General features: G+C 71.1%; 20 protein-coding genes and 2 pseudogenes. 9 read left to right on the top strand and 13 right to left on the bottom strand.

Features of this window, described 5'->3' with window-relative positions:
- Positions 1 to 7: 7 nt before the first annotated feature.
- Positions 8 to 2,617 carry a M14 family zinc carboxypeptidase gene (locus ACFY5C_RS12100; RefSeq protein ID WP_389443486.1) on the bottom strand — a complete coding sequence of 870 codons (2,610 nt, stop codon included), beginning with the start codon at positions 2,615 to 2,617 and terminating at the stop codon, positions 8 to 10.
- A gap of 213 nt (positions 2,618 to 2,830) precedes the next feature.
- Here ACFY5C_RS12100 and ACFY5C_RS12095 point away from each other — a divergent pair, with 213 nt between their 5' ends.
- Both ACFY5C_RS12095 and ACFY5C_RS12090 read left to right on the top strand, forming a co-directional pair.
- Positions 2,831 to 3,649, top strand: a complete 819-nt coding sequence (locus ACFY5C_RS12095) for a hypothetical protein (protein ID WP_389443484.1) — start codon at positions 2,831 to 2,833, stop codon at positions 3,647 to 3,649.
- Positions 3,650 to 3,729: 80 nt separating this feature from the next.
- Positions 3,730 to 4,548, top strand: a complete 819-nt coding sequence (locus ACFY5C_RS12090) for an EI24 domain-containing protein (RefSeq protein WP_389443482.1) — start codon at positions 3,730 to 3,732, stop codon at positions 4,546 to 4,548.
- 150 nt (positions 4,549 to 4,698) lie between these two features.
- Here ACFY5C_RS12090 and ACFY5C_RS12085 read toward each other — a convergent pair whose 3' ends face one another.
- Positions 4,699 to 5,964: a pyroglutamyl peptidase gene (locus tag ACFY5C_RS12085; protein WP_389443480.1), complete on the bottom strand. Its 1,266-nt coding sequence runs from the start codon at positions 5,962 to 5,964 to the stop codon at positions 4,699 to 4,701.
- Between the two features lie 128 nt (positions 5,965 to 6,092).
- Positions 6,093 to 6,230 (bottom strand): annotated as a pseudogene (locus tag ACFY5C_RS12080) (TetR family transcriptional regulator); the annotation flags it as partial.
- 82 nt (positions 6,231 to 6,312) lie between these two features.
- Between ACFY5C_RS12080 and ACFY5C_RS12075 the strand changes: the two are divergent.
- Complete coding sequence (locus ACFY5C_RS12075) at positions 6,313 to 8,751, top strand: glycoside hydrolase family 3 C-terminal domain-containing protein (RefSeq protein WP_389443478.1); 2,439 nt, start codon at positions 6,313 to 6,315, stop codon at positions 8,749 to 8,751.
- A 91-nt stretch (positions 8,752 to 8,842) separates the two neighbouring features.
- On the opposite strand, the gene ACFY5C_RS12070 is transcribed toward ACFY5C_RS12075, so the two are convergent.
- Together ACFY5C_RS12070 and ACFY5C_RS12065 are read right to left on the bottom strand one after the other, a co-directional pair.
- A complete protein-coding gene (locus tag ACFY5C_RS12070; RefSeq protein ID WP_389443476.1) occupies positions 8,843 to 9,820 on the bottom strand; it encodes an aldose epimerase family protein in 978 nt (325 codons plus the stop codon).
- 10 nt (positions 9,821 to 9,830) lie between these two features.
- On the bottom strand, positions 9,831 to 10,715 hold the full coding sequence (locus ACFY5C_RS12065) for an SGNH/GDSL hydrolase family protein (RefSeq protein ID WP_389443474.1): 885 nt from the start codon (positions 10,713 to 10,715) through the stop codon (positions 9,831 to 9,833).
- 256 nt (positions 10,716 to 10,971) lie between these two features.
- Between ACFY5C_RS12065 and ACFY5C_RS12060 the strand changes: the two genes are divergently transcribed.
- Positions 10,972 to 11,466 (top strand): DUF3145 domain-containing protein, encoded by a 495-nt coding sequence (locus ACFY5C_RS12060; protein ID WP_328881941.1) that lies wholly within the window; start codon positions 10,972 to 10,974, stop codon positions 11,464 to 11,466.
- Positions 11,467 to 11,532: 66 nt separating this feature from the next.
- On the opposite strand, the gene fabF is transcribed toward ACFY5C_RS12060, so the two are convergent.
- The 5 genes from fabF to fasR all read right to left on the bottom strand — a co-directional run bounded on the left by fabF (position 11,533) and on the right by fasR (position 16,523).
- Positions 11,533 to 12,804: a beta-ketoacyl-ACP synthase II gene (fabF, locus tag ACFY5C_RS12055; protein ID WP_389443473.1), complete on the bottom strand. Its 1,272-nt coding sequence runs from the start codon at positions 12,802 to 12,804 to the stop codon at positions 11,533 to 11,535.
- Positions 12,805 to 12,889: 85 nt separating this feature from the next.
- The gene (locus ACFY5C_RS12050) at positions 12,890 to 13,138 is read right to left on the bottom strand and encodes an acyl carrier protein (RefSeq protein WP_015660680.1); all 249 of its coding nucleotides are present in this window, start codon (positions 13,136 to 13,138) and stop codon (positions 12,890 to 12,892) included.
- Between the two features lie 113 nt (positions 13,139 to 13,251).
- Complete coding sequence (locus ACFY5C_RS12045) at positions 13,252 to 14,283, bottom strand: ketoacyl-ACP synthase III (protein ID WP_389443471.1); 1,032 nt, start codon at positions 14,281 to 14,283, stop codon at positions 13,252 to 13,254.
- A 15-nt stretch (positions 14,284 to 14,298) separates the two neighbouring features.
- Entirely contained in the window at positions 14,299 to 15,228 is a 930-nt protein-coding gene (locus ACFY5C_RS12040) for an ACP S-malonyltransferase (RefSeq protein ID WP_389443469.1), read from the bottom strand.
- A gap of 89 nt (positions 15,229 to 15,317) precedes the next feature.
- A complete protein-coding gene (gene fasR, locus ACFY5C_RS12035) occupies positions 15,318 to 16,523 on the bottom strand; it encodes a fatty acid biosynthesis transcriptional regulator FasR (protein ID WP_389443467.1) in 1,206 nt (401 codons plus the stop codon).
- Positions 16,524 to 16,821: 298 nt separating this feature from the next.
- Between fasR and ACFY5C_RS12030 the strand changes: the two genes are divergently transcribed.
- From ACFY5C_RS12030 to ACFY5C_RS12020, 3 genes and pseudogenes are all read left to right on the top strand, one after another.
- Positions 16,822 to 17,484, top strand: coding sequence for a pirin family protein (locus ACFY5C_RS12030; RefSeq protein ID WP_389444115.1), 663 nt, complete (start codon positions 16,822 to 16,824; stop codon positions 17,482 to 17,484).
- Positions 17,485 to 17,569: 85 nt separating this feature from the next.
- Positions 17,570 to 18,706 (top strand): annotated as a pseudogene (locus tag ACFY5C_RS12025) (MMPL family transporter); the annotation flags it as partial.
- A 141-nt stretch (positions 18,707 to 18,847) separates the two neighbouring features.
- Positions 18,848 to 19,822: an MMPL family transporter gene (locus ACFY5C_RS12020; protein ID WP_389444113.1), complete on the top strand. Its 975-nt coding sequence runs from the start codon at positions 18,848 to 18,850 to the stop codon at positions 19,820 to 19,822.
- Positions 19,823 to 19,829: 7 nt separating this feature from the next.
- On the opposite strand, the gene ACFY5C_RS12015 is transcribed toward ACFY5C_RS12020, so the two are convergent.
- Entirely contained in the window at positions 19,830 to 20,651 is an 822-nt protein-coding gene (locus ACFY5C_RS12015; RefSeq protein WP_389443465.1) for a serine hydrolase domain-containing protein, read from the bottom strand.
- A 19-nt stretch (positions 20,652 to 20,670) separates the two neighbouring features.
- Positions 20,671 to 21,141, bottom strand: coding sequence for a GNAT family N-acetyltransferase (locus ACFY5C_RS12010; protein WP_389443463.1), 471 nt, complete (start codon positions 21,139 to 21,141; stop codon positions 20,671 to 20,673).
- Between the two features lie 97 nt (positions 21,142 to 21,238).
- On the opposite strand from ACFY5C_RS12010, the gene ACFY5C_RS12005 reads away from it, so the two are divergent.
- Both ACFY5C_RS12005 and ACFY5C_RS12000 read left to right on the top strand, forming a co-directional pair.
- On the top strand, positions 21,239 to 21,727 hold the full coding sequence (locus ACFY5C_RS12005) for a MerR family transcriptional regulator (RefSeq protein WP_389443461.1): 489 nt from the start codon (positions 21,239 to 21,241) through the stop codon (positions 21,725 to 21,727).
- Positions 21,724 to 22,737 (top strand): aldo/keto reductase, encoded by a 1,014-nt coding sequence (locus ACFY5C_RS12000; RefSeq protein WP_389443459.1) that lies wholly within the window; start codon positions 21,724 to 21,726, stop codon positions 22,735 to 22,737. Before ACFY5C_RS12005 ends, ACFY5C_RS12000 begins: the two co-directional genes overlap by 4 nt.
- A gap of 141 nt (positions 22,738 to 22,878) precedes the next feature.
- Here ACFY5C_RS12000 and ACFY5C_RS11995 read toward each other — a convergent pair whose 3' ends face one another.
- The gene (locus ACFY5C_RS11995; RefSeq protein ID WP_389443457.1) at positions 22,879 to 23,739 is read right to left on the bottom strand and encodes a DUF4429 domain-containing protein; all 861 of its coding nucleotides are present in this window, start codon (positions 23,737 to 23,739) and stop codon (positions 22,879 to 22,881) included.
- Between the last annotated feature and the right edge of the window lie 58 nt (positions 23,740 to 23,797).

Raw genomic sequence — 23,797 nt, 5'->3', positions numbered from 1 at the left:
GCTCTCCTCATCTGGTGCCGCTGGCCTGCGCCATACCGAACAACGCCCTGCCGACCTGGGCGAATTCTCCCTTGGGGTGGTCCCGGAAGAGCGGTTCCGTGCCGAACAGCACGGCTCCCCGCCCGCTCACTACCGACGCCCGCCCCGCCGCGTCCGCCGGCCCGCCGGAGCCGTCCGCCGACGCCCGCCAGTGCCCGGAGACGAGCGGGTTCCCGGGCGCGTACGCCTGCTCGACCCGCACGCCCGGACCGAGGTCGGTGAACCACACGGGCGCGTAGACGAAGCCGTGGCCCAAAGCGCCGGACATCAGAGTGCTGCCCGAATTCACGACGCGTACCACACCGTTGGCGTCCCCGTTGCCCTCGACCGGCTTCGCCGCCAGCAGCCCCGTCGCCGTGTTGAGCGCGGCACCGGTGGCACCCCGCCCGACCAGCCCGTGACCGTCGAGGAAGGCGTCGAGGGCTGTGCGGGCGGGGGCGGTGAGGTCGCCGTAGTCCAATCCCGCCGACACGAACAGCACGTCCACCGACGACCAGTCGAACCCGGCGTTCAGCACGTCCGTCGAGACCGGCGTGACCTCGAAGTTCATCTCCCGCAACGCGAACAGCTCGCCCGCGGTGACGGCGGCGGCGACGCGGGTGCGGTGGAGCGGGGCCGTGCCGGTGAGCTTCGTCGAGTGGAAGGCGACGTCGTACGCGCGGGCTGCTTCCAGGGCCTGTCGCCGTGCCGAGCCCGGCACGATCGCACTGCCGTCGGCGGCACGGCGCGCCTCGATGCCCTGCCGCAGCAGGGCGTTGAGGGCAGCGACCTCGTTCGGGTCGTCGAGCCGCAGCCGGAGGTCACCGCGCGGGGCGGCGTACGCGACGGGGGCCGCCGCGCGCACGGGGCGCAGGGCTGTGCCGTAGGGCATGCGCGGCAGGGTCTCGACCGCCGCGCCCCACAGACGGCCGAGGCTCCAGCCCGAGATGTCGTACATCGCCGAGACCTCGGCGCTGATGTCCCGCCCGTCGGCGAGCAGCGCGTTCACCAGGCCGCGCTTGGGCTGGCGCATGTCGACGACGTAGGAGCCCTTGGCGTACGGACGGCCCTCCAGCCGGAAGGAGTGGGCCGCGCGGGTGACCCGCACGTCGTTGGCGAGGAGGTGGTCGACGAGGCGGGCGGCGGCCGGGGCCGAGCGCTGGGCACCGGTGCCGGCCGGGATGACGTAGGCGCGGGGGAAGGTGGTCGTGTAGACGTCCTCGGGGCCGATGCCGGGGACGCCCGGGACGGTCTCCTCGGACACCGGCACCTGCGCGGCTCCCGCCGCTCCCCGCCGGAAGACCTCGATCTGGTCGGCGACGAGAGACGTACGCCTTTCCTGGACGAAGTCGAGGGTGGCGCGCAGGGCCGCCCCGGCGACGTCGACGTTGATCGCGGAGCGGCGCCGCAGCTCGGCCTGCGGCAGCGTGTTGTAGGCGTTGTTGTTCACCTGCATCGGGATCTCCACAGTGTGCGCGGCGACCGTGCCGTGGAAGGCCGCGTACTGCGGGGTGAAGATGGGAGGCCAGTCGTCCCAGCCCTCCTCCTGGTCCCGGAAGGGAATCTGCGCGGGTTGGACCCCGTCCTTCTGCGGCGTGTAGCCCAGGCCGTTGACGGCGGCCTCCATGCGCAGGGCATTGGCGTAGGTGTTCTTCAGGAACAGGTCGTACTCGTAGTTCTCGCCGTGCGGGGGAGTGGTGGGCTCGATGAGGGTGCCGTTGACGTAGCCGTGCAGGTCGAGCAGGACGGCCGGCTGCTTGTCGACCATGATCTGCCGCATCGCCCGCGTCTCGGGCTGGGAGGCGGTGACGAAGTCCCGGTTCATGTCGAAGCCGCCCGCGTTGGCGCGGGTTCCGGCGATACGGCCGTCCGGGTTGGCGGTGATGTTGAAGTACAGGCGGCTGTGGGAGAGAAGGTCGCGCGTCCTGGCGTCCGTGGCGGTGGCGAGCCGCTCGACGAGCTTCAGACTTGCGTCGGTTCCCTCCCACTCGTTGCCGTGGATGTTGCTGTTGAGGAAGACGGGCGCCTTGTAACTTTCCTTGATCTCCCGGGACTTGGCGGCCAGGGCGGGCGCGTTCTCGATGAGCTCGCGCATCGACGCCTGCGTGCGGGCCTGGCGGGCGGTCTCCGGGGCGGTCACGGTGACGAGGTAGAGCCGGTGCCCGCCCGCCGAGCGGCCCGCGATCTCGACGCTCACGCGGTCGCCGAGGGCCTGCAGGGCGTTCAGCTTCGGCGCGATGGCGTGGTACGGGGTCAGGCCCAACTTGATGGACTTGTCGGCCGGGTTCTCGGGGTCGGGGGTGAGGACCTGCCGGCGCGGGTAGCCGCGGCTGTCGTCGCCGATCGCCTCGGAGGGCGCTTCGGCGGTGCCGAGAGCCCGCTGGGCGGCGCTCGCAGGCGTGCGCGCCGCATCCCGGTCGAGCGCGGCCTCGCGATGGACCGGGGAGGGGCCCGGGGGCCGGGGCTCCGCGACGGCGGTCTGCGGGGTGAGGAGCAGGGAGCCCGCCGTGGTGAGGGCGAGGGCGGTGATCAGAACGGGTCGGGCGGGAACGGGCCTGGCGGCAACGGGTCTCGCGGGAACGGTTCTCCTTGTGCGCACGCGTACCTCCTCGGGACTTCCTGAGATCGGTACGGCGAGGTGTACCTGTTCGACTCAACCGCAACAAGAGGGAGTTGGTGTCACGGATGCCCCGGATGGCCCATCCGGGGGCCGCCGGGCGGGGCATGCTGAGAGCGCACCGGCGGCGGCAGGAGGCGAGCAGAGCCCATGGCAACGATCCCTTCGATCCCCAGCAGGGACGACGTACTCCGCATGGCACGCAGCACGACCGACATCACCGGCCAACTCCTCGACACGGCCGGGAACCTCACCCGTATCGCGATCAACACCTTCGACCCGCGGGACGGATCGGGCGCCGAAGTCCTGCGGGTGCTGCGGCAGACCACCGCCGAACTGGCCGAGGCGAGTGCCTCGCCGCAGGCCCAGGAGGCCTTCTACCGCATCGTCGAGACCCTCACCCGTCTCGGCACGAGCGGAGCGCCCCTCGCGGTCCACCCCGTCAGCGAGCCGGCGCAGGCCCTGCTGGCGGCCCTGGGCGACAGCCTGCTGCCGGTGCTGGACGCGGTGGAGCCGGCGGTGGAGGAGTTCGCGGCGGCGCTGGGCGAACTGGTCGAGGCGACGTCGCCGCTGTTGCCGGCGACCGCGGGCCTGGCCGCGGGCGTGCTGCTCGCGCTGACTCCGCTGCTCCGTGCCGCGGCCGACGTCCTGCGCGAGACGTCCCCCGAACTCCACCGCATCGCCGACGCGTTGACGGCCGCGCTCGCGCCCCTGATGCCGCTCCAGGTGGCCCTGGCCGAACGCGCGGCCGCCGCCGGCGCGAACGTCGTCCGGGCGACGCTGCCACCCCTCGCCGACCTCACCGAGGCAGCGGCGGCCACGACGAAGGCGGCGCGTCCGGCACTGATCGCCGGTGAGGAGTTCCTCGTCGCCGGGCTGGAACGGATACAGCCCCTGCTGCTGTCCGGGGCGTCGGGCGCGGGGCGGGTGGCACGGGCGGTGGCGGTACGGGTGTCGGCGGCGGTGAGCCCGGCGGCCGACCGGGGGGTCGTGGTGGCGGTGACGCCGGGGTGAGCGGCGTCCGGGGGCTGCCGTGACCGGTCCCCGAAGCGACCGTGACTGCCGTGTGACACGGCCCGACTAGAGTGCGAACCATGCGCGATCTTGGGACCGGGTTCAGGTATCTCCTACGGGGCCAGCGGTGGGTGGCCCGGCACGGCAAGCAGTACGGCTTCGGGCTGATCCCCGGCCTGATCACCCTGGTGCTCTACGTGGCCGCGCTGGTCGGGCTCGCGCTCTGGGGCGAGGACTTCGTGTCCTGGTCGACGCCGTTCGCCGACGACTGGTCGAGCCCGTGGCAGGGCCTGTTCCGAGGCTTCCTCACCGCCGTCCTGTTCGCGCTGGGCCTGCTCCTGTCGGTGATCACCTTCACGGCGGTCACCCTGCTGATCGGCCAGCCCTTCTACGAGAACCTCTCCGAGAAGGTCGACCGGGACGTCTCCCCCGACGGCACGGCCCCCGAGTCCGGCCTGCCGCTCTGGCGCGAGCTGTGGATCTCGGGTCGCGACAGCCTGCGGATCGTCCTGCGCGCCGCCCTCTGGGGTGTCCTGCTCTTCGCCCTCGGCTTCATCCCGGTCATCGGCCAGACGGCCGTCCCGGTGATCGGCGTCTTCGTCACCGGCTTCTTCCTCACCGAGGAACTCACGGCGGTAGCCCTCCAGCGCCGCCGCGTGGACCTCCGTGACCGCCTCACGATGCTCCGCTCCCGCAAGCCCCTTATCTGGGGCTTCGGAGCCCCCCTCGCAGCAGCCTTCCTGGTGCCCTTCGTCGCGGTGTTCCTGATGCCGGGCGCCGTGGCGGGGGCGACGCTGATGGCTCGGGAGCTGATGGGGGAGGAGACGGAGGAGGAGAGCGGGGATGACGTCGCGCTGTCCAAGGGCCAGGGGGCGCATTCGGGGCAGCTCGGCGGTTGAGGCCGGGCGAAACAGGCGGACGGCCACATCCCGACGCCGGTCCAGGCATTTTCAGCCTGTCCGGCGTTTGAGGGCGAGGCCCGCTCGGGGCCGAAAGCGGGGGTCTGGGGGCCGCAGGCCCCCCGGGACGTCCGCCCCGACGCCGGGTGCCTACGAACCCGCCGTCGCCTCCACCGCGGCCGTCAGAATCCCCCGCACCTGCGCGATGATGTCCAGCCGGTTCCGTACGAACTCCGGATCCGTCACCGCCCCGGTCGCCGGATCCGTGTTGCCCGCCCCGAACTGCAGCACCGGCGTGTGCACATGCCCGCCCGGCAGCGAGTCGTGCAGCCCGAGCCGGTCACGCAGCAGCGTCGCCCGGTAGGCGATCTCGTTGGAGAGGTAGTCCCCACCGCCTCCGGCCCGCGCGGTGGAGCCCGGCGTCGGCCCGTCCGGCCGTACGACCGCCGTCGTGCCGCCCGCCGGAATCTCGGTCACGCTCGTGTTGTCGTACACGGGGAACCGCCCGGTGTCCGCGGCGACGATCTCCCGGTACGGCAGCGTCGTCGTGGTCCACTGCGGCTGCGAGGCCGGATCGGCGACGGGGATGGTCTCGGTCCGCCCGATGTTGTCGTTGTCCTGGAAGCCGCCCCGCCACGCCCCGTTGGTCCGCTCGACGTCGAACCGCCCGACGCGCCCCTGACTCACGGTCGTGAACAGATCGACCTGCTTCAGATACGGCCGCAGCGCCCGCTCCACCGTGCCTTCCGCGAAGTCCTGCCAACGCACCGGGAACACGGCGGTCTCCACCCGGGCCGGGCCCTCCGCCGTCTCGATCACCGCACCGTCCAGGGCGAGCGCGGTGGCGCCGGACGGGTTGGAGATTCGGATGTCCCGGTCGAGCGTGAACGGGTCGAACCCGGTGACGAGGATCCGCTTCATGCCCGAGCCGGCCGAACCGGCCGTATGGCGAATGTCGGTCTGGCCACGCGAGACCCGCTCCAACGCGCCGATGAGAGCATTCCGCCGGGCGTCGCTCAGCCCGAACTCCGGCACCCACGTCCGCACGTCCCGCGTCATCGACAACCTCGCCCAGTACAACGGCCGGTCGTCGTCCCGGCTCAGGTCACCTCCGGCCGGACCCCGCCCCTGCGCCCGGTCCACGGCCCTGCGCCACAGCGCCGTCCCCTCGCGTGTGACGACCCAGTGGGCCTGCGCGTAGGAGCGCGTGTCGGCCAGGTCGTCGGCGAACTCCGCCGCCGCGGCATCGAATCCGGAGCGTCGCAGGATCTCCTGGGGGACGGTCTTGTCGAGGCGCTGTTCCTCGACGGTCGGCGCGGGGGCGGACCGGGCGGCGGCGGCCCCGGTCGTGGGAGCCGCGAGCCCGGCCAGCACGGCCACTGAGAGGACGCCGATCCGAACGCGTATGGAATTCAAGGGAATTACGGTCCTTCCGTCACGGTGGGGGGTGAGAGCGTGCGTCGTGCGGGACGCCGGAAGTATCGCGTGGCGGGAGGGAGCTACGCCATGGTGTGGGACTACGCCATGGTGTGGACTACGCAGTGGTACTGCGGCCCGTCCATGACGGACACCGGCAGGGGCGCCGTACGCTGCGGGGCCAGCCCGTTCGGCAGGCGGTCGCCGTACTCGGCGCGCAGTACCTCCGCCATGCCGGCCCGCACGCGTGTGTACCGCTCGGTGTAATTGATGGTCGCGGTTTCGAATCCTTCGCAGGTGGCCGAGGAAGGATGGGTACGTGCAGGGACTCAACGAGGAGGCACCGCGATGGCGGGAACCCGTACCCAGGCCGACGAAGCGCGCGAGGCGGCCGTCGAGGCCGCCCTTGCCGCGCTCGACCTCGACGCGAAGGCGCGGCTGCTCTCCGGCCAGGACACCTGGACCCTGCCCGCACTGCCCGAGATCGGCCTGAAGTCCCTCGTCATGTCCGACGGCCCGATCGGCGTCCGGGGCGTGCACTGGAGCGCCGACGACCCGTCCGTCGCGCTGCCCTCGCCCACCGCCCTCGCCGCCACCTGGGACCCGGACCTCGCCCGCCGCGCCGGCACCCTCCTCGCCCAGGAGGCCCGCCGCAAGGGCGTCCACGTGCTGCTCGCCCCCACCGTCAACCTCCACCGCTCCCCACTGGGCGGCCGCCACTTCGAGGCGTACAGCGAGGACCCGTACCTGACGGGGAGCATCGGCACGGGCTATGTGAACGGCGTCCAGTCCGGCGGCGTCGGCACCACCGTGAAGCACTTCGTCGCCAACGACGCCGAGACCGAGCGCTTCACCGTCAACAACCTCGTCTCCGAACGCGCCCTGCGCGAGCTGTATCTGGCGCCCTTCGAGATCATCTTCGAGAACGCCCACCCCTGGGGCATCATGACCGCCTACAACACCGTCAACGGCACGACGATGAGCGAGCACCACCACCTCGTGAACGAAGTCCTGCGCGGGGAATGGGGCTTCGACGGCTACAACGTCTCCGACTGGATGGCCGCCCGGTCCACCGTCGGCGCCATCGAGGGCGGCCTCGACGTCGCCATGCCCGGCCCGCGGACCGTGTACGGCGAGCCCCTCGCCCAGGCCGTACGGGACGGGAAGGTGGCCGAGGCCAAGGTCGACGACGCCGTGCGCAACGTGCTGCGGCTCGCCGCCCGCGTCGGGATCCTCGACGGTGCCGAGCCCGTCGTCACCGAGCTTCCCGCGACCGTCGACGGCCCCGAACTCGCCCGCGAGATCGCCCGCCGCTCCTTCGTCCTGGTCCGCAACCAGGGCGGCGCCCTGCCGTTGCGGCCGAACGGCACCGTCGCGCTGATCGGCGCGGCTGCCCGGGACGCCCGCGTACTGGGCGGCGGCTCCGCCACCGTCTTCCCCGACCGGATCGTCTCCCCGCTCGACGGCCTCACCGCCGCCCTGCCCGACGGCACCCTCACCTACGCCGTCGGCGCCGACCCGAACACCGAACTCGGCATCGCCGACAAGGGCTTCGAGCTGCGGGCCGTGTGCCGGGACGCCGACGGGAACGTGATCGGCACCGGCTCCGCCCCCAACGGCCACATCCAGTGGATGGGCAGCGACCTCCCCGAGGGCGTGACCCACGAGGCCCTGCGCTCCGTCGAGCTGACCGGTACCTTCACCCCGCGCGCCACCGGCCCGCACACCTTCGGCATCAGGGGCATCGGCGCCTTCAAGCTCACGATCGACGGCACGACGTACTACGACGACGTCCATCGCCCCGCCAAGAAGGACCCCTTCGCCACCTTCTTCGGCGCTCCCGTCCCCCGCGCCCAGCCCGAACTCACCGCCGGCGCACCGGTCGAGGTCTCCCTCACCCACGTCGTCGAGTTCCCCGAGGGTGTCCCGCTGAGGGTCGTCGGCTTCACCCTCGCGCACCAGGAGCCGCAGCGTGATCCCGACGAGCTGATCGCCGAGGCCGTCGAGGCCGCCCGCAACGCCGACACGGCCGTCGTCGTGGTCGCCACCACCGACCGCGTCGAGTCCGAGGGCTTCGACCGCACGGACCTCACCCTGCCGGGCCGCCAGGACGACCTGGTCCGCGCCGTCGCCGCCGCCAATCCGGACACCGTCGTGGTCGTCAACTCCGGCTCCCCGGTGGAGCTGCCGTGGCGCGAGGACGTCGCCGCCGTGCTGCTCGGCTGGTTCCCCGGCCAGGAGGCCGGCGCGGCACTCGCGGACGTCCTCACCGGCGCCCACGAGCCGGGCGGCCGCCTGCCCACCACCTGGGGCTCCCTGACCGATGCCCCCGTCACCCAGGTAGTCCCCTCGGCCGGTGAACTCCCGTACAGCGAGGGTGTCTTCATCGGATACCGCGCCTGGGAGAAGGAGGGCCGGGTCCCGTCGTACCCCTTCGGGCACGGCCTCGGCTACACCGAGTGGAGTTACGAGTCCGTCAAGGTCGAGGGGACCACGGTCACGGTCCGCGTCCGCAACTCCGGGGAGCGTGCGGGCCGCGAGGTCGTGCAGGTCTACCTGGCGCCGGCCGAGCCCGGCACCGACCGCCCGGCGCGCTGGCTGGCCGGATTCGCGGGCGTGGCCGCGGGTCCGGGTGAGACGGCGGAAGCTGTGATCGAACTTCCGCGCCGCGCTTTCGAGATGTGGGACGAGCAGACCAATTCGTGGACGTTTGTGAAGGGTTCGTACGAGATCCAGGTGAGCCGCTCGATCGCCGACCGTCGGGTGACGGCGGCGATTAACGTCTGAGGCGGGAGAAGTGCCCCAGGAACAGCCCCGGTCCGGGTCCTGACGCCCGGGCCGGGGCTCGTCCCCGAGCAGGCCGGGGCCCGCACTCCCGCTACCGGACGGAGAAGCCGTACACCGTCTCCGACCGGAACACCTCGCCGGGCCGCAGCACCGTGCTCGGGAACTCCGGCCGGTTGGGGGAGTCGGGGAAGTGCTGGGTCTCCAGCGCGATGCCGTCGCCCGGGGCGAAGGGCTCGGTCAGGTGCTCGGCGGTGTACAGCTGGAGCCCGGGCTCGGTGGTCGCCACCCTCAGCGCCCGCCCGGTCGACGGGTCGTACAGCTCGGCGACCTCCTCCGCAGCGTCCGTCACCCCCTTGTCCAGCGCGAAGTTGTGGTCGTACCCGGCGCCGGCCTTGCGCGGCTGACGGAAGTCGAAGCGGGTGCCCGCGACCTCGTCCAGGGAGCCGGTCGGGATCAGGTCCGCGTCGACCGGGGTATACCGGGAGGCGGCGAGCCGCAGTTCATGACCGTCCGCGTTGCCCGAACCCGCCCCGGCGAGGTTGAAGTAGCTGTGGTTGGTCAGGTTCACCACGGTCGGCGCGTCCGTCACCGCCTCGTACGCGATCCGCAGCGCCCCGTCCGACGACAGGGTGTAGGTCGCCGAGACCTCCAGCCGCCCCGGGAAGCCCTCCTCGCCATGCGGGCTGACCCGGCTCAGGCGCACACCGTGCTCGACCGGCGTCACCTCCCACACCCGCTTGTCGAAACCGCGTTCGCCGCCGTGCAGGGAGTTGGGCGGGTCGTTGGGGTCGAGCGCGTACGTCAGGCCGTCCAGCGGGAAGCGGCCGTGCGCGATCCGGTTGGCGTACCGGCCGATCAGGGCGCCGAGGTACGGCTCCGGGTGGGACAGATAGCCGTCCAGGTCGGCGAACCCCAGCACCACGCTCGCCGCGTGTCCCTCGCGGTCCGGCACCTCCAGCGACTGCACGATCCCGCCGTACGACAACACACGTACCCGCAGGCCCGCGCGCTCCAGCGTCCAGCGGTGGACCGGGGTGCCGTCGGAAAGTGTGCCGAAGTGTTCGCTCATGAGCGAAACACTAGTTCGTGACCGTCCGGTAAGCGATCTCGGCCAGACGTGCCTGACCGTTGACACTCGGATGGAACCAGTCCCACTGGCTCAGCTGCTTGCCGCCGAAGCGGAACTCGTACACCGCGCCGTCGTCGAACCGGCACCGGCGGTCCTTCGCACAGACCTGCTCCAGCACGTCGTTGTACGCCTCGACACGCTCCTGCACCGTGGCGCGCCGCTGGTTCGCCGCCGCGCTGAGGGAGTCGGCGTCACCCAGCATCGACGGGCAGATACCGAGCTTCCACACCTGCTTGCCCATCGGGCTCGTACGGCCCTGCTCCCACAGGCGCATCAGATTCGGCACGCTCGCGACATAGACCTGAGCCTTCGGCAGGGCGTCGCGCAGCGTGCCCATCGCGTCCTCGAACTGCGTCCGGAAGTCGGCCACCGAGGTCATCGCTGCGGTCGTGTCCCGGCAGGCGTCGTTCGCCCCCGCCATCACCGCCACCAACTCCGGCCTGCGCTTCACCGCCTGCGCCATCTGCCCGGTGACGTCAGCCATCCGCGCCCCGGTCACCGCGTAGTTCCAGCTCCGCTCCGCCGCCTTCGCTCTGCCCAGCAGCCGCACGGCGAGACTGTCGACGCGGGGGCTGCTGCCGGTGGCCCAGGAGACCTCGGGGCAGTCCGACAGGACCGAACAGGCGTCGAAACCGGTCGTGATGGAGTCACCCACGGCCGCGAGTGAGGCGGGGCTGCGGTCCCACGTCGGGGTCGGCTTCGGCCGCGCGCTGCGTGCGTCGCTGCCGGACGGCTCCGGCGAATTGCCGCCCACGGCGTCACAACCGGCCACGCCCAGGACGGCCGCGGTCACGGCGGCGAGGACAGCGCGCGAGAGGTGCTGTCGCTTCCGCATACCCCGGTCCATCCCCTCAATCGGCCCTGTCATGGTTCACAACCAATAACAACGCACGACGGTTCCCGCCCGTCTCATGCAACGGCTCACACCCGTACAAGCGTCCTGCCGGGTGAATGGCGGGCGTTTCGCGGCACCTGGACCGACGGTACGTCACACTCCTTGCGCCGCCGCACGGTAGCCTCGCCATCAACGTGGCTGCCCGGCCACTATCGTCCGCCAGTTCGCAAGATGTCCGCTCTGCCCGGAGGTCCCGGTGACGACACGTGGAGTTCTGTACGTGCACTCCGCGCCGCGCGCGCTCTGCCCGCATGTCGAGTGGGCCGTCGCCGGGGTGCTCGGCACGCGCGTCAACCTCGACTGGATCCGGCAGCCGGCCGCGCCCGGCACCTGGCGGTCGGAGTTCTCCTGGCAGGCCGAGGCGGGCACCGCCTCCAAGCTGGCCTCCGCCCTGCGCGGCTGGCACCTCCTGCGCTTCGAGGTCACGGCCGAGCCCTGCCCCACCGCCGAGGGTGAGCGCTACAGCTGCACCCCCGACCTGGGTATCTTCCACGCCGTCACCGGCATCCACGGCGACATCCTCATCCCGGAGGACCGCCTGCGCGCCGCCCTGACCCGCTCCCAGCACGGCGAGACGGACCTGGAGGCAGAGATCGCCAAGCTGCTCGGGAAGCCGTGGGACGACGAGTTGGAGCCGTTCAGGTACGCCGGTGAGGGAGCGCCGGTGCGCTGGTTGCACCAGGTGGTCTGAGGCTTGGACACGTGAAGGGGCCCCACCTCGAAAGGTGGGGCCCCTTCACGTACGTACGGCTGCTGCTCAGACCGTCCTGAACGCCAGCACCACGTTGTGGCCGCCGAAGCCGAACGAGTCGTTCAGCGCGGCGATCCGGCCCTCGATGGGCAGCTTGCGCGCCTCACCGCGGACCACGTCGGCGTTCGCCTCGGCCTCCGGGTCGAGGTTCTCGACGTTGATGGTCGGCGGAGCGACCCGGTGGTACAGCGCGAGCACCGTCGCCACCGTCTCGACGCCACCGGCGCCACCCAGCAGATGCCCGGTCATCGACTTCGTCGCGGACACCGCCATATGGTCGGCGTCGTCGCCGAACACCTTCCGCAGCGCCTTGAGCTCGGCGATGTCACCGGCCGGCGTCGACGTCGCGTGCGCGTTGACGTGCACGATCTCCGCCGGGTCCAGGTCGTTGCGGTCCAGCAGGTTCTGCAGCGCGTGCGAGATGCCGCGGCCCTCGGGCTCGGGCTGCACGATGTCGTGGGCGTCGGCGGAGATGCCCTGCCCGACCGCCTCGGCGTACACCCGGGCACCGCGCTTGGCCGCGTGCTCGGCGGACTCCAGGACGATCACGCCGGCGCCCTCACCGAGGACGAAGCCGTCGCGGCCGACGTCGTAGGGACGCGAGGCACCCTGCGGGTTCTCGTTGTTCTTGGACATCGCCATCATGTTGCCGAACGCGGCGATCGGCAGCGGGTGGATCGCCGCCTCCGTGCCACCCGCGACGACGATGTCGGCGCGGCCCGTGCGGATCATCTCGATGGCGTAGCCGATGGCCTCGGCGCCCGACGCGCACGCGGAGACCGGCGTGTGCACGCCCGCCCGGGCGCCCACGGCCAGACCCACGTTCGCCGAGGGGCTGTTCGGCATCAGCATGGGGACGGTGTGCGGGGAGACGCGGCGGACGCCCTTCTCCTTGAGCACGTCGTACTGGTCGAGCAGGGTCGTCACGCCACCGATGCCGGAGGCGATGACCGCACCGAGGCGGTCCGGGTCGACAGAGGAGTCCTCCCCGGCCTTCGCCTCGAAGCCGGCGTCCTTCCAGGCCTCCTGGGCCGCGATCAGCGCGAACTGCGCCGAGCGGTCCAGTCGGCGGGCCTGCGGCCGCGGGATGACCTCGGTCGGCTCAACGGCGACCGGCGCGGCGATACGGACCGCCTGGTCGGCGGCCCAGTCCTGCTCCAGGGGCTTGACGCCGGAACGTCCGGCGATCAGGCCCTCCCAGGTAGAGGCTGCGTCGCCACCCAGCGGTGTGGTTGCGCCGATACCGGTGACGACCACGGTGCGATTGGTCGAGCTCACGGGAATTCTTTCTCCAACGGATACGAGGATTCAGCGGCGCCACCGCCGGGTGGCGGGGCAGTCAGCCCAGGGGCCTGATCAGTGATCAGGCCTGGTGCTTGAGGATGTAGTCGGTCGCGTCGCCCACGGTCTTGAGGTTCTTGACGTCCTCGTCCGGGATCTTCACGTCGAAGCGCTCTTCGGCGGCGACGACGACCTCGACCATGGACAGCGAGTCGACGTCCAGGTCGTCGGTGAAGGACTTGTCCAGCTGGACGTCCTCAACCGGGATGCCGGCGATCTCGTTCACGATGTCGGCGAGACCGGCGACGATCTCTTCCTGAGTGGCGGCCATCTTGGCGCTCCTTCGTTGTTGTTCAGGTTCTTCAGAGGGTTTGGCGCGCCCGCCGCGGCAGCGGCAGGTGGTGCTTTTTCCCGTGCCGGTTCGCATGATCCGGCACGGAGTGCCTAGGGGAGAGTAACGACCGTGGCGGCGTAAACGAGACCCGCCCCGAATCCGATGACTAGTGCGGTGTCGCCGCTCTTCGCCTCGCCGGTCGCCAGGAGCCGCTCCATCGCGAGCGGAATCGAGGCGGCCGAGGTGTTGCCGGTGGTGCGCACGTCGCGGGCGACCGTGACGTGCTCCGGCAGCTTCAGTGTCTTCACCATCGAGTCGATGATCCGCTCGTTGGCCTGGTGCGGGATGAAGACGTCCAGGTCGTCCGAGGTGATTCCGGCCGCGTCCAGCGCCTGCTGGGCGACCTTCGCCATCTCGAACACGGCCCAGCGAAAGACCGCCTGGCCCTCCTGCGTGATCGCGGGGAACTTGACGTTGCCCTCGCTGTCCAGCGGCAGCTTGGAGACATCACCGACGCGGAACTGGTCCCACGGCACCGTCTGCTTGATCGTCTCGGACTTGTCGCCCTCCGAGCCCCACACGGTCGGGCCGATGTGCGGCTCCTGGGCGGGACCCACCACGACCGCGCCGGCGCCGTCGCCGAACAGGAAGGCCGTCGCGCGGTCCTCCAGGTCGGTGAGGTCGCTCAGCCGCTCCACGCCGATGACGAGGACGTACTCGGCGGAACCCTCGACGATCATGCCCTTGGCGAGGGTCAGGCCGTAGCCGAAGCCCGCGCAGCCGGCCGAGATGTCGAAGGCGGCGGCCTTGTTAGTGCCGAGCTTGTCGGCGATCTCGGTGGCGACGGCCGGGGTCTGCCGGAAGTTCGAGACCGTCGAGACGATGACGCCGCCGATCTGCTCGGCGGTGATCCCGGCGTCCGCGATCGCCTTGCCGGACGCCTCGATCGACATCGCGGCGACGGTCTCCTCGTCGTTCGCCCAGTGCCGCGTCTCGATGCCGGAGCGCGAACGGATCCACTCGTCGGACGAGTCGATCTTCTCCAGGATCACCTCGTTGGGCACGACCCGGGTCGGGCGGTACCCGCCGACCCCGAGGATGCGCGCATACGGGGCGCCCTTGCTGGGCTTCAGCTTCGCCATGCTCCGGGCTCCTTGTCAGGCGTGCTCTGCGATGAGCTCGCGAGCAGCGTCCAGGTCGTCGGGGGTCTTGAGTGCCAGGGTCTGCACACCCGGCAGCGCGCGCTTGGCCAGACCGGTCAGCGTGCCGCCCGGGCACACCTCGATCAGGGCCGTGACGCCGAGCTCCTTGAAGGTCTCCATGCACAGGTCCCAGCGGACCGGGTTGGCGACCTGCCCGACGAGACGCTCCAGCACCTCGGCGCCGGTGGCGACCGCCTTGCCGTCCTTGTTGGACACGTAGGTCAGCCTCGGGTCGCCGGGCACGAGCTCCTTGGCGGCCTCGGCCAGCTTCTCGACGGCGGGGCCCATGTGGTGCGTGTGGAAGGCACCGGCCACCTTCAGCGGCACGACCTTGCGTACGCCCTCGGGCTTGTCCTCGTTCAGCGCCGCGAGCTGCTCCATGGTGCCGGCGGCCACGATCTGCCCGGCGCCGTTGATGTTCGCCGGGGTCAGGCCCAGCTTCTCCAGGTGCGCGACGCTGACGTCGGGGTCGCCGCCGAGCAGCGCCGACATGCCGGTCTCGGTGATCGCGGCGGCCTCGGCCATGGCCAGGCCACGGGCGCGGACGAGCCGGACGGTCTCCTCGTCGGGGAGCACTCCGGCGAGCGCGGCGGCGGTGAGCTCGCCGACGCTGTGCCCGGCGATCGCTCCGACCTTGCGGGGCAGCTCGGCGGGGTCGTCGAAGAGCATGTAAGCGGAGGCCAGCCCGGCAGCCACCAGCAGCGGCTGGGCGACCGAGGTGTCACGGATCTCCTCCGCGTCGCCCTCGGTGCCGTAGCGGACGAGGTCGAGCTGCACGGCGTCGGACCATGCCTCGAGGGCACCGCGGACACCGGGGAGTTCGAGCCAGGGGGTCAGGAAGCCGGGCGTCTGGGCACCCTGGCCGGGAGCGACGAGTACGAGCACTCTCACACTCTCTCTTGGGGACGGGCACGGCCGCCCGTGGGGACAAGGACGAAGAACACGAGGGGGTTTTGTGGGCCCCCGACAAAAGCCTAGAGCTGGAGATCGCCGTCGACCAGACGTCCCAGGATCAGCGCGATCCGCAAAGTGAATGCGGAGCGTACATCGGACGGCGACCAGCCGGTGACGTCAGTCACACGTCGAAGCCGGTAGCGCACGGTGTTGGGATGCACGAACAGCATCCGCGCGGCACCTTCCAGACTGCTCGCCTGTTCGAGATAGACGGCGAGCGTCTCCAGAAGGGCCGACCCGGCCTCCTCCAGCGGTCTGTAGATCTCCTCCACCAACTGCTCGCGCGCACCGGGATCGCCCGCTATGGCGCGCTCCGGAAGCAGATCGTCCGCCAGCACCGGCCGTGGGGCGTCCTGCCAGGCGGTACAGGCCTTCAGCCCGGCGGCCGCGGCCTGCGCGGACCGGGTGGCGGCCAGCAGATCGGGCACCACGGGTCCCGCGACGACCGGACCTGCGGCATAGGGCCCGATCAGCGACTTGGCGACCGCCAGCGGGCTGTCACTGCCGCCCGCGATCACGACCAGCCGGTCCCCGAGGACCCCGGTCAGCACCTGCAGCTTGGCGTGCCGGGCGGCCCGCCGGATGGCCTCGACCGTCAGCTCACTGTCGCCGTCGGGCGCCGTCCCGAGCACCACGCACACATGCTCGGGCGAGTTCCACCCGAGCGCGGCGGCCCGCGACACGGCCCCCTCGTCGGCCTCGCCACTGAGCACGGCGTTCACGACGAGCGACTCGAGGCGCGCGTCCCAGGCACCGCGTGCCTCGGCGGCCTGGGCATAGACCTGGGCGGTCGCGAAGGCGATCTCACGGGCATAGACGAGCAGCGCCTCCCGCAGCACGCTCTCGTCGCCCGGAGCGGCGACTTCGTCGATGGCCGACTCCATGACCTCGATGGTCGTGCGCACCATCTCGACGGTCTGGCGCAGGGTGATCGCGCGGGTCAGCTCGCGAGGGGCGGTCCCGAAGACGTCGGTGGAGATGGCCTGGGGCGCGTCGGGATGCCGGAACCACTCGGTGAAGGCGGCGATACCGGCCTGGGCCACGAGGCCGATCCAGGAACGGTTCTCCGGGGGCATGGCCCGGTACCACGGCAGCGTCTCGTCCATCCGCGCGATGGCCTGCGCGGCGAGCGAACCGGCGGACTTCTCTAGCCGCTTCAGGGTCGCGGCGTGCTGGTGGACGTCGTGCGCGGCGGCTTGGGACTTACGGGTTACGGGTTCGGGCACGGGGACAAGACTGCCTTATCCGGACGCGAGTGCGTGCCAGAGGGGGCGGTGCTTGCTGGCTCGGTCGCCTTCGGGGCGCCTCAGCCGGTGTCGAGAGGGCGATCGTGCTCGACCCTTCGGGCCTCCGCGCTCCCACGAGGGGGCCACCCCCAGCCCCCTCGAGGCCGGCGCGCCCCTACGGCTCCCTCACGGCCGGTGTCGTCGGACCAGGCGCGCTCGGTGGGCACTTGCCGTGTCCGGCTGCTTGGTGGGCACTTGCCGTGTCCGGCCGCCCGGCACGGCTACCGTGGTTCCCGTGATGGACGTACGGCGCGCCGCGGGGCGCTATCCGGGAGGGGACCCGGCAGCGGGCATCGAGTCACGCCACGCCTTCTCCTTCGGCCCGCACTACGACCCCGACAACCTCCGCTTCGGCGCGCTGATCGCGTGCAACGAGGAGCGGCTCGCCCCCGGCGCCGGCTTCGACGAGCACCCCCACAGCCACACCGAGATCGTCACGTGGGTCGTGGACGGCGAACTGACCCACCGCGACTCCACGGGCCACGAGACCCGGGTCGGTCCGGGGGACGTCCAGCGGCTCAGCTCGGCGGCCGGTGTACGGCACGTTGAGCGCAACGACGCCGGCACCCCCCTCACCTTCATCCAGGCCTGGCTGGCCCCGCTGACGCCGGGCGGCGACCCGGCGTACGAGATCGTCCGTGGCATCGCGGACTCGACGCCGTACGCCGTCCCGGAGGCGGGCGCGATGCTCCATGTGCGGCGACTTGTGGCGGGGGAGCGGACAGCGGTGCCGGACGGGGCGTTCCTGTACGTGCATGTCGTGCGCGGCGACGTGCGCCTGGACGGCGAGGAGCTGGGCGCCGGCGACGCGGTGCGCATCACGGACGCCAAGGACGTGGAGGCGGTCGCCGTGACCACGGCCGAACTGCTGGTGTGGGAGATGGCCCCAATGGCCCAGTAGACGTGGGGCTCGAGATGCCGGAGTGATCCCAGGGACTTCAAATGATGGGGTCGGACACTCGCTCGGCAGAGAAGAGCCGGGGCCCATGGCCAAAGGCAGAGCAGCAGGGGAACAGGACAAGACCCGGACCGGGGGACTGCGACGGCTCGGTGAGTGGTGCGCACATCACTTCGTGATCGTGATCGTGGCGTGGGTCGTGGCCCTGGGGGTGCTCCAGGCCCTCAACCACATCCACGGCGGGGAGTACTCGGACAACTTCGCCCTGTCCGACGTGCAGTCCGAGAAGGGCCTGGACGTCCTCAAGGCGCATGATCCGCAGGCCGGCGGCTACAGCAGCCAGATCGTCATGCACGACGCCGACAAGCCGCTCACCTCGGTCAGCTCGCAGATGTCGACCGTCGTCGCCGACCTCCAGAAGCTGCCGCACGTGCTGTCCGTGCAGAACCCCCTGGAGGCCACCTCCTCGAAGGTCGGCCCGCTGTCCTCGGACGGGCAGACCGGCTACATCACCATCCGCTTCAATGAGCAGCCCTCCCTGCTCGGCGACAGCTACCTCAACGGCGTCGACAACGCCGTGGAGCCGCTCAGACAGGCCGGCGTCGACGTCGAGTACGGCGGATCGCTCGGCGAGCTGGAGCGGCCCGCCGGCAACGACCGGATCAGTGAGGCGATCGGCTTCGGCGTCGCCATCGTCGTCCTGCTGATCGGCTTCGGCAGCGTGATCGCCGCCTTCCTGCCGCTGATCTCCGCCCTGATCGCCGTGGTCGGCGGGCTGGCCTGCCTCGGGCTGCTCGCCATCGCGTTCACCTTCGCCACGGTCTCGCCCACCCTGGCCACGATGATCGGCCTCGGCGTCGGTATCGACTACGCCCTCTTCCTGCTCACCAGGCACCGGCAGGGCCTCATGGACGGCGCCGATCCGGTGCGCGCCGCCGGCCACGCCGCCGCCACCTCCGGACGTGCGGTGCTGGTCTCCGGCACGACGGTGATCGTCGCCCTGATGGGCCTGTGGGTGTCCGGTGTCAGCTTCATCGGCCTGCTCGGCGTCGCCGCGGCCGTCACGGTCGTCTCCGCCGTCCTGGGCGCGCTGACCCTGGTCCCGGCCCTGCTGGGACTGGTCGGCCGCAACGTCGACCGCTGGCACGTGCGCAGGCCCATCGCCGAGACCGAGGCCGGGGGCGACATCTCCCAGGGCACCTGGCACCGCTACGCCAAGCGCGTCGAGCACCATCCGTGGCGGTACCTGTCGGCCGGCGTGGTCACCGTCGCGGTGCTGGCCATCCCCGTCTTCTCGATCCAGCTCGGCCACATCGGCGACGGCGCCGACCCCACGTCCTTCACCGACCGGCGGGCCTTCGACCTGATGACCGACGCGTTCGGGGCCGGCTCCAACGGGCCGCTCACCGTCGTCGTCGACCAGACCTCCGTACCCGACTCACAGCGCTCCGACCTGGCCTCGAAGACCCAGCAGGCCCTGAACGACGCGTCCGGGACCTCCTTCGTCAGCCCGCTGATGCCGACGCAGGACGGCGACGTCCTGGTCGGCACGGTCTACTCGTCGGTGTCCCCGCAGAACAAGGACACCACCAACCTCGTCAACAGCCTCTACGACCACACGCTCCCCGACGCGGCCTCCGGCACCGACGCCAAGGGCTATGTCACCGGGACCACGGCCGCCCAGGTCGACTTCCGCAACATCGTCGCGGCACGGCTGCCGGTGATCATCGCAGTCGTGGTCGGCCTCGCCTTCCTGATCGTCCTCGCGGTCTTCCGCGGCCTGCTCGTCGCCGTGAAGGCGGCCGTCCTCAACGTCCTGTCGATCGCGGCCTCGTACGGCGTCGTCGTCGCCGTGTTCCAGTGGGGCTGGGGCGGGCCCGCGCTGGGCGTCCACGGCAAGGTGCCCATCGAGAGCTATGTGCCGATGATGATGTTCGCGATCATCTTCGGGCTCAGCATGGACTACGAGATCTTCCTGCTGTCCCGGGTGCACGAGGCATGGCTGCGCACCGGGAACGCGGAGGACTCGGTCGCCCATGCGTTGGAGATCACCGCGCGCGTGATCACCTGCGCGGCGCTGATCATGGTGAGCGTGTTCGCGGCCTTCATCATCAGCGACAACATCGTGGTCAAGATGCTGGGCCTGGGGCTCGCGGTCAGTGTGCTCATCGACGCCACGGTGGTCCGGCTGCTGATGGTGCCCGCCGTGATGACGCTGCTGGGCAAGCACGCCTGGTGGACACCCCGCTGGCTGGACAAGATCCTGCCGCACATCGACACCGAGGGGACGGGCGAGGAACTCGGTGCCCTGCCGGAGCCCGGGTCACCCCGGCACAGGTGACCGCGCCCTACCGCCCGACCTCGGCGAGCACCGCGTCCGTGAACGGCGGCCACGCCTCGACCGCCCAGGGCCCGAACGCCCGGTCCGTCAGCGCCACACAGGCCGCCCCGGCGTCCGGGTCGATCCACAGGAACGTACCCGACTGCCCGAAGTGCCCGAAGGCGCGCGGCGAGGACGCCGAACCCGTCCAGTGCGGCGACTTGCCGTCACGGATCTCGAAGCCGAGCCCCCAGTCGTTGGGGTTCTGGTGCCCGTACCCCGGAAGCACACCCTTCGTCCCCGGGTACTGCACGGTCATCGCCGCCGCGACCGTCCGCGGGTCCAGCAGCCGCGGCGCCTGCACCTCCGCCGCGAACCGCAGCAGATCCTCGACCGTCGACACCCCGTCCTTCGCCGGAGACCCCTCCAGCGACGTGGCCGTCATGCCCAGCGGCTCCAGCACCGCCTGCCGCAGATACTCCCCGAACGGGATGTCCGTCGCCTTGGCCACGTGGTCCCCGAGCTGCTCGAAACCGGCGTTCGAGTACAGCCGCCGATCCCCGGGCGGGGCCGTCACCCGGTGCTCGTCGAAGGCCAGCCCCGAGGTGTGCGCGAGCAGATGCCGCACCGTCGAGCCCTGCGGCCCGGCCGGCTCGTCGAGTTCGACGGCCCCCTCCTCGTACGCGACGAGGACCGCGTAGGCGGCCAGCGGCTTGGTGACCGAGGCCAGCGGGAAGCGGTGCGCGACGGGACCGTGCGTACCCAGGACCGTGCCGTCCGCCCGTACGACACCCGCCGCGGCGGAGGGAACCGGCCAGTTCTCGATCAGTGCGAGGCTGCTCAGCGACATGCCGTCGAGCCTATGTCGCTCACAGGTACAGCCGCATCGAGGGGTCCGTGTCCCGGGTGAAGCCGAGCGCCGTGTACATCGGCTCGGCGTCGGGGGACGCGGTGAGCATGACGTGGCCGGCACCCCGCTCGCGGCACCAGGCCAGCAGCTCCTCCATGCACGCGCGCGCGTATCCGCGGCGCCGGGCGTCCGGGTCGGTGGCGACGCTGAAGACGTACCCGATCATCCCGTGCGGATGGCCGGCCCGCCCGATCCGGTACTCCAGCGTCCCCGCCACCAGCGCGGCGAGCGTTCCCGGCCGCTCGGGGTGATCGACGACGAAGGCCGCGAAGTCGCTCTGGGGCTCCGCGAGCCTGGCACGCAGCGTCGGCAGCGACTCCCGGTGCCACTCCGTCGAACCAGGCACTTCGGCCAGCGAGTCGATCATCACCTGACGCAGCCGCAGCACTTCGGCGGCGTCGTCGGGCAGGGCACGGCGTACGAGACTCATGCCCCGCACGCTAACCACGGCGATCACGCCATGTCCCGCGGTTTTCTTACCGTTTCCGCTTGCTTGGAGCGCACTCCAAGGCCATAGCGTGGAACGCATGACGGTGATGGAGACCACGAGCACCAGGACCGACAGCTGTGCCGCCCCGCCGCACCCGCACCGGCGGCCGGCGGGCCAGGACAGTTACACGATCAGCGAGGTCGTCGCCTTCACCGGCCTGACGGCCCACACCCTGCGCTGGTACGAGCGGATCGGCCTGATGCCGCACATCGACCGCTCGCACACGGGCCAGCGCCGCTACAGCAACCGCGACCTGGACTGGCTCGACCTCGTCGGCAAGCTGCGGCTGACCGGCATGCCCGTCGCCGACATGGTCCGGTACGCCGAGCTGGTGCGCGAGGGCGACCACACGTTCGGCGAGCGCTTCGAGCTGCTGGAGACCACCCGCCGCGACGTCCTCGCCCGGATCGCCGAGCTCCAGGACACGCTGGCCGTGCTCGACCGGAAGATCAGCTTCTACGCGGACGCCGGGCGCCTGTACGAGCAGGACAAGTACCAGCAGGAGAAGACGGAGAAGGCTGGATGACGGACAGCAGGATCGCGACCGCACGACTCGGCGAGCACGGCCCCGAGGTGGGTGTCCAGGGCCTCGGGTGCATGGGCATGAACTTCGGGTACGGCCCCTCCGACGCGGGCGAGTCGAGGGCGACCCTGGAGCGGGCACTGGAGCTGGGCGTGACGCTGTACGACACGGCGGACGCGTACGGCGCGGGAGAGAACGAGAAGTTCCTCTCCCCCTTCTTCAAGGCGCACCGCGACGATGTCGTCATCGCCACCAAGTTCGGCCTGGCGATCCACCCGGACGACCCGACGAAGCGGATCATCCGCAACGACACGCCCTACATCCGCCAGTGCGTCGAGGCGAGCCTGAAACGCCTCGACGTCGAGGCGATCGACCTCTACTACATGCACCGCCGCGCTGTGGACGTCCCGCTGGAGGAGACCGTCGCCGTCATGGCGGAGCTGGTCCGCGAGGGCAAGGTCAGGCATCTGGGCCTGAGCGAGGTGACGGCGGCCGAACTGCGGGACGCGTACGCCATCCACCCGATCGCGGCCGTGCAGTCCGAGTGGTCCCTGTTCAGCCGGGACATCGAGACGAGCGTGGTCCCGGCAGCCCGCGACCTGGGAGTGACCCTGGTCCCGTACTCGCCGCTGGGCCGCGGCTTCCTCACCGGCTCGTTCGCCAAGGCCGAGGATCTGACGGCCGGCGACTTCCGCCGCCAACAGCCCCGCTACACGGGCGAGAACGCGGCGGCCAACGCCGCCCTCCTGGACCCGATCCGCACGGTCGCCGAGGCCCACGGCGCCACCCTCGGCCAGATCGCGCTGGCCTGGGTACAGCAGCGAGCCTCGGTCCACGGCCTGCCGATCGTCCCGATCCCGGGCACCCGCAGGCCGACGCGTGTCGAGGAGAACGTCGCGGCGACTCGGATCGTGCTGAGCGAGGAGGATCTGGCTGTGCTGGAGCCGATCGCGGCACAGGTGGCGGGCAACAGGTACGCGGACATGACCTTCACGTCGGCAGGCAGGGAGTGAGTACGTCCTTGGTCGGCAGGGAGTGAGTGTGCCTTTGAAGGGGCCGGGAGCCGCAACGCCGTAAGGGGCGCGGGGAACTGCGCGACCAGCCACATCGGACCCGCACCCGCCGAACAACAGAACCCGGCAGACGAGGCAGCCCTACAACTCCGCCAACAACTCGGCCTTCTTGGACGAGAACTCCTCATCCGTCACCAACCCGGCCTGATGCAACTCCCCGAGGTGACGAATCCGCTCGGCGATATCGGCAGGATCCCGGCGCGGCACAGCCGCCGCCGGGACAGCCGCACCCCCAGCGGAGCGATCCCGCACCGCCGACAACACCGCCGCAGCGAACGGCAACGACTCGTGCACCGGCCCATACCCCAACCCGAACACCACAGCCGCCGGATCATGATCGACCTGCGCGGGCTGGTCCGCGTCCACGGCGTCCCGCCGCAGCAACCGCAGGTGCCCCTCGAAGACTTCCGGCGACCGCCACTCGACCCCGCTCAACTCGGCGACGGCAAAGCTCTGGTCCCCCGCCTTCCACTTCGCCGACGAGGCCCCCGTCCAGAACCACCGGAAGCGCACGTTCTCACCGTCGAAGGACGCCTTCCCGTCGTACGCCTTGAACGACAACGGCACGTCCGGTGCGCCCACGAGGAACTCGTCCGCCGCGCCCGACGCCTTCAGCTGCGCCCGCAACTCGTCGGCGTAGTACTCGGCCAGCGTCTCCCGCTCGGCAGGCAGCACCAGCCGATACGGATCGCCGCCTTCCTTCAGCTGCCCGGCGGCCGCCTCCATCAACGGATCGGCACCGGGCCGCAGTTCGACGCGCAGCACGACCGTCCCGCGCCGGCCCGGCGTCAGCGTCACCCCGGCGATCGCCTCGAGCGGCACCCGGCGTTCCCCAAGCGCCTGGAACAGCTTGGGTGTTCGAATCCCTCGTTCGTAACGGATGAGCACGGAGTCGGACTCGAACTCCCAGGCGGCATGAAATCCGGCCAGTACGTCACCCATGCGGCTCATCGTATGCGGCACGTGCTCCTCCGTCGCCACCCCGCGCAGACCGCAATTC

Origin of the sequence: Streptomyces sp. NPDC012935 (assembly GCF_042900345.1) — a bacterium.
Taxonomy (GTDB): Bacteria; Actinomycetota; Actinomycetes; order Streptomycetales; family Streptomycetaceae; genus Streptomyces.
The sequence above is the reverse complement of the archived record's forward strand: the minus strand, read 5'-3'. Positions and strand labels throughout refer to the sequence as shown.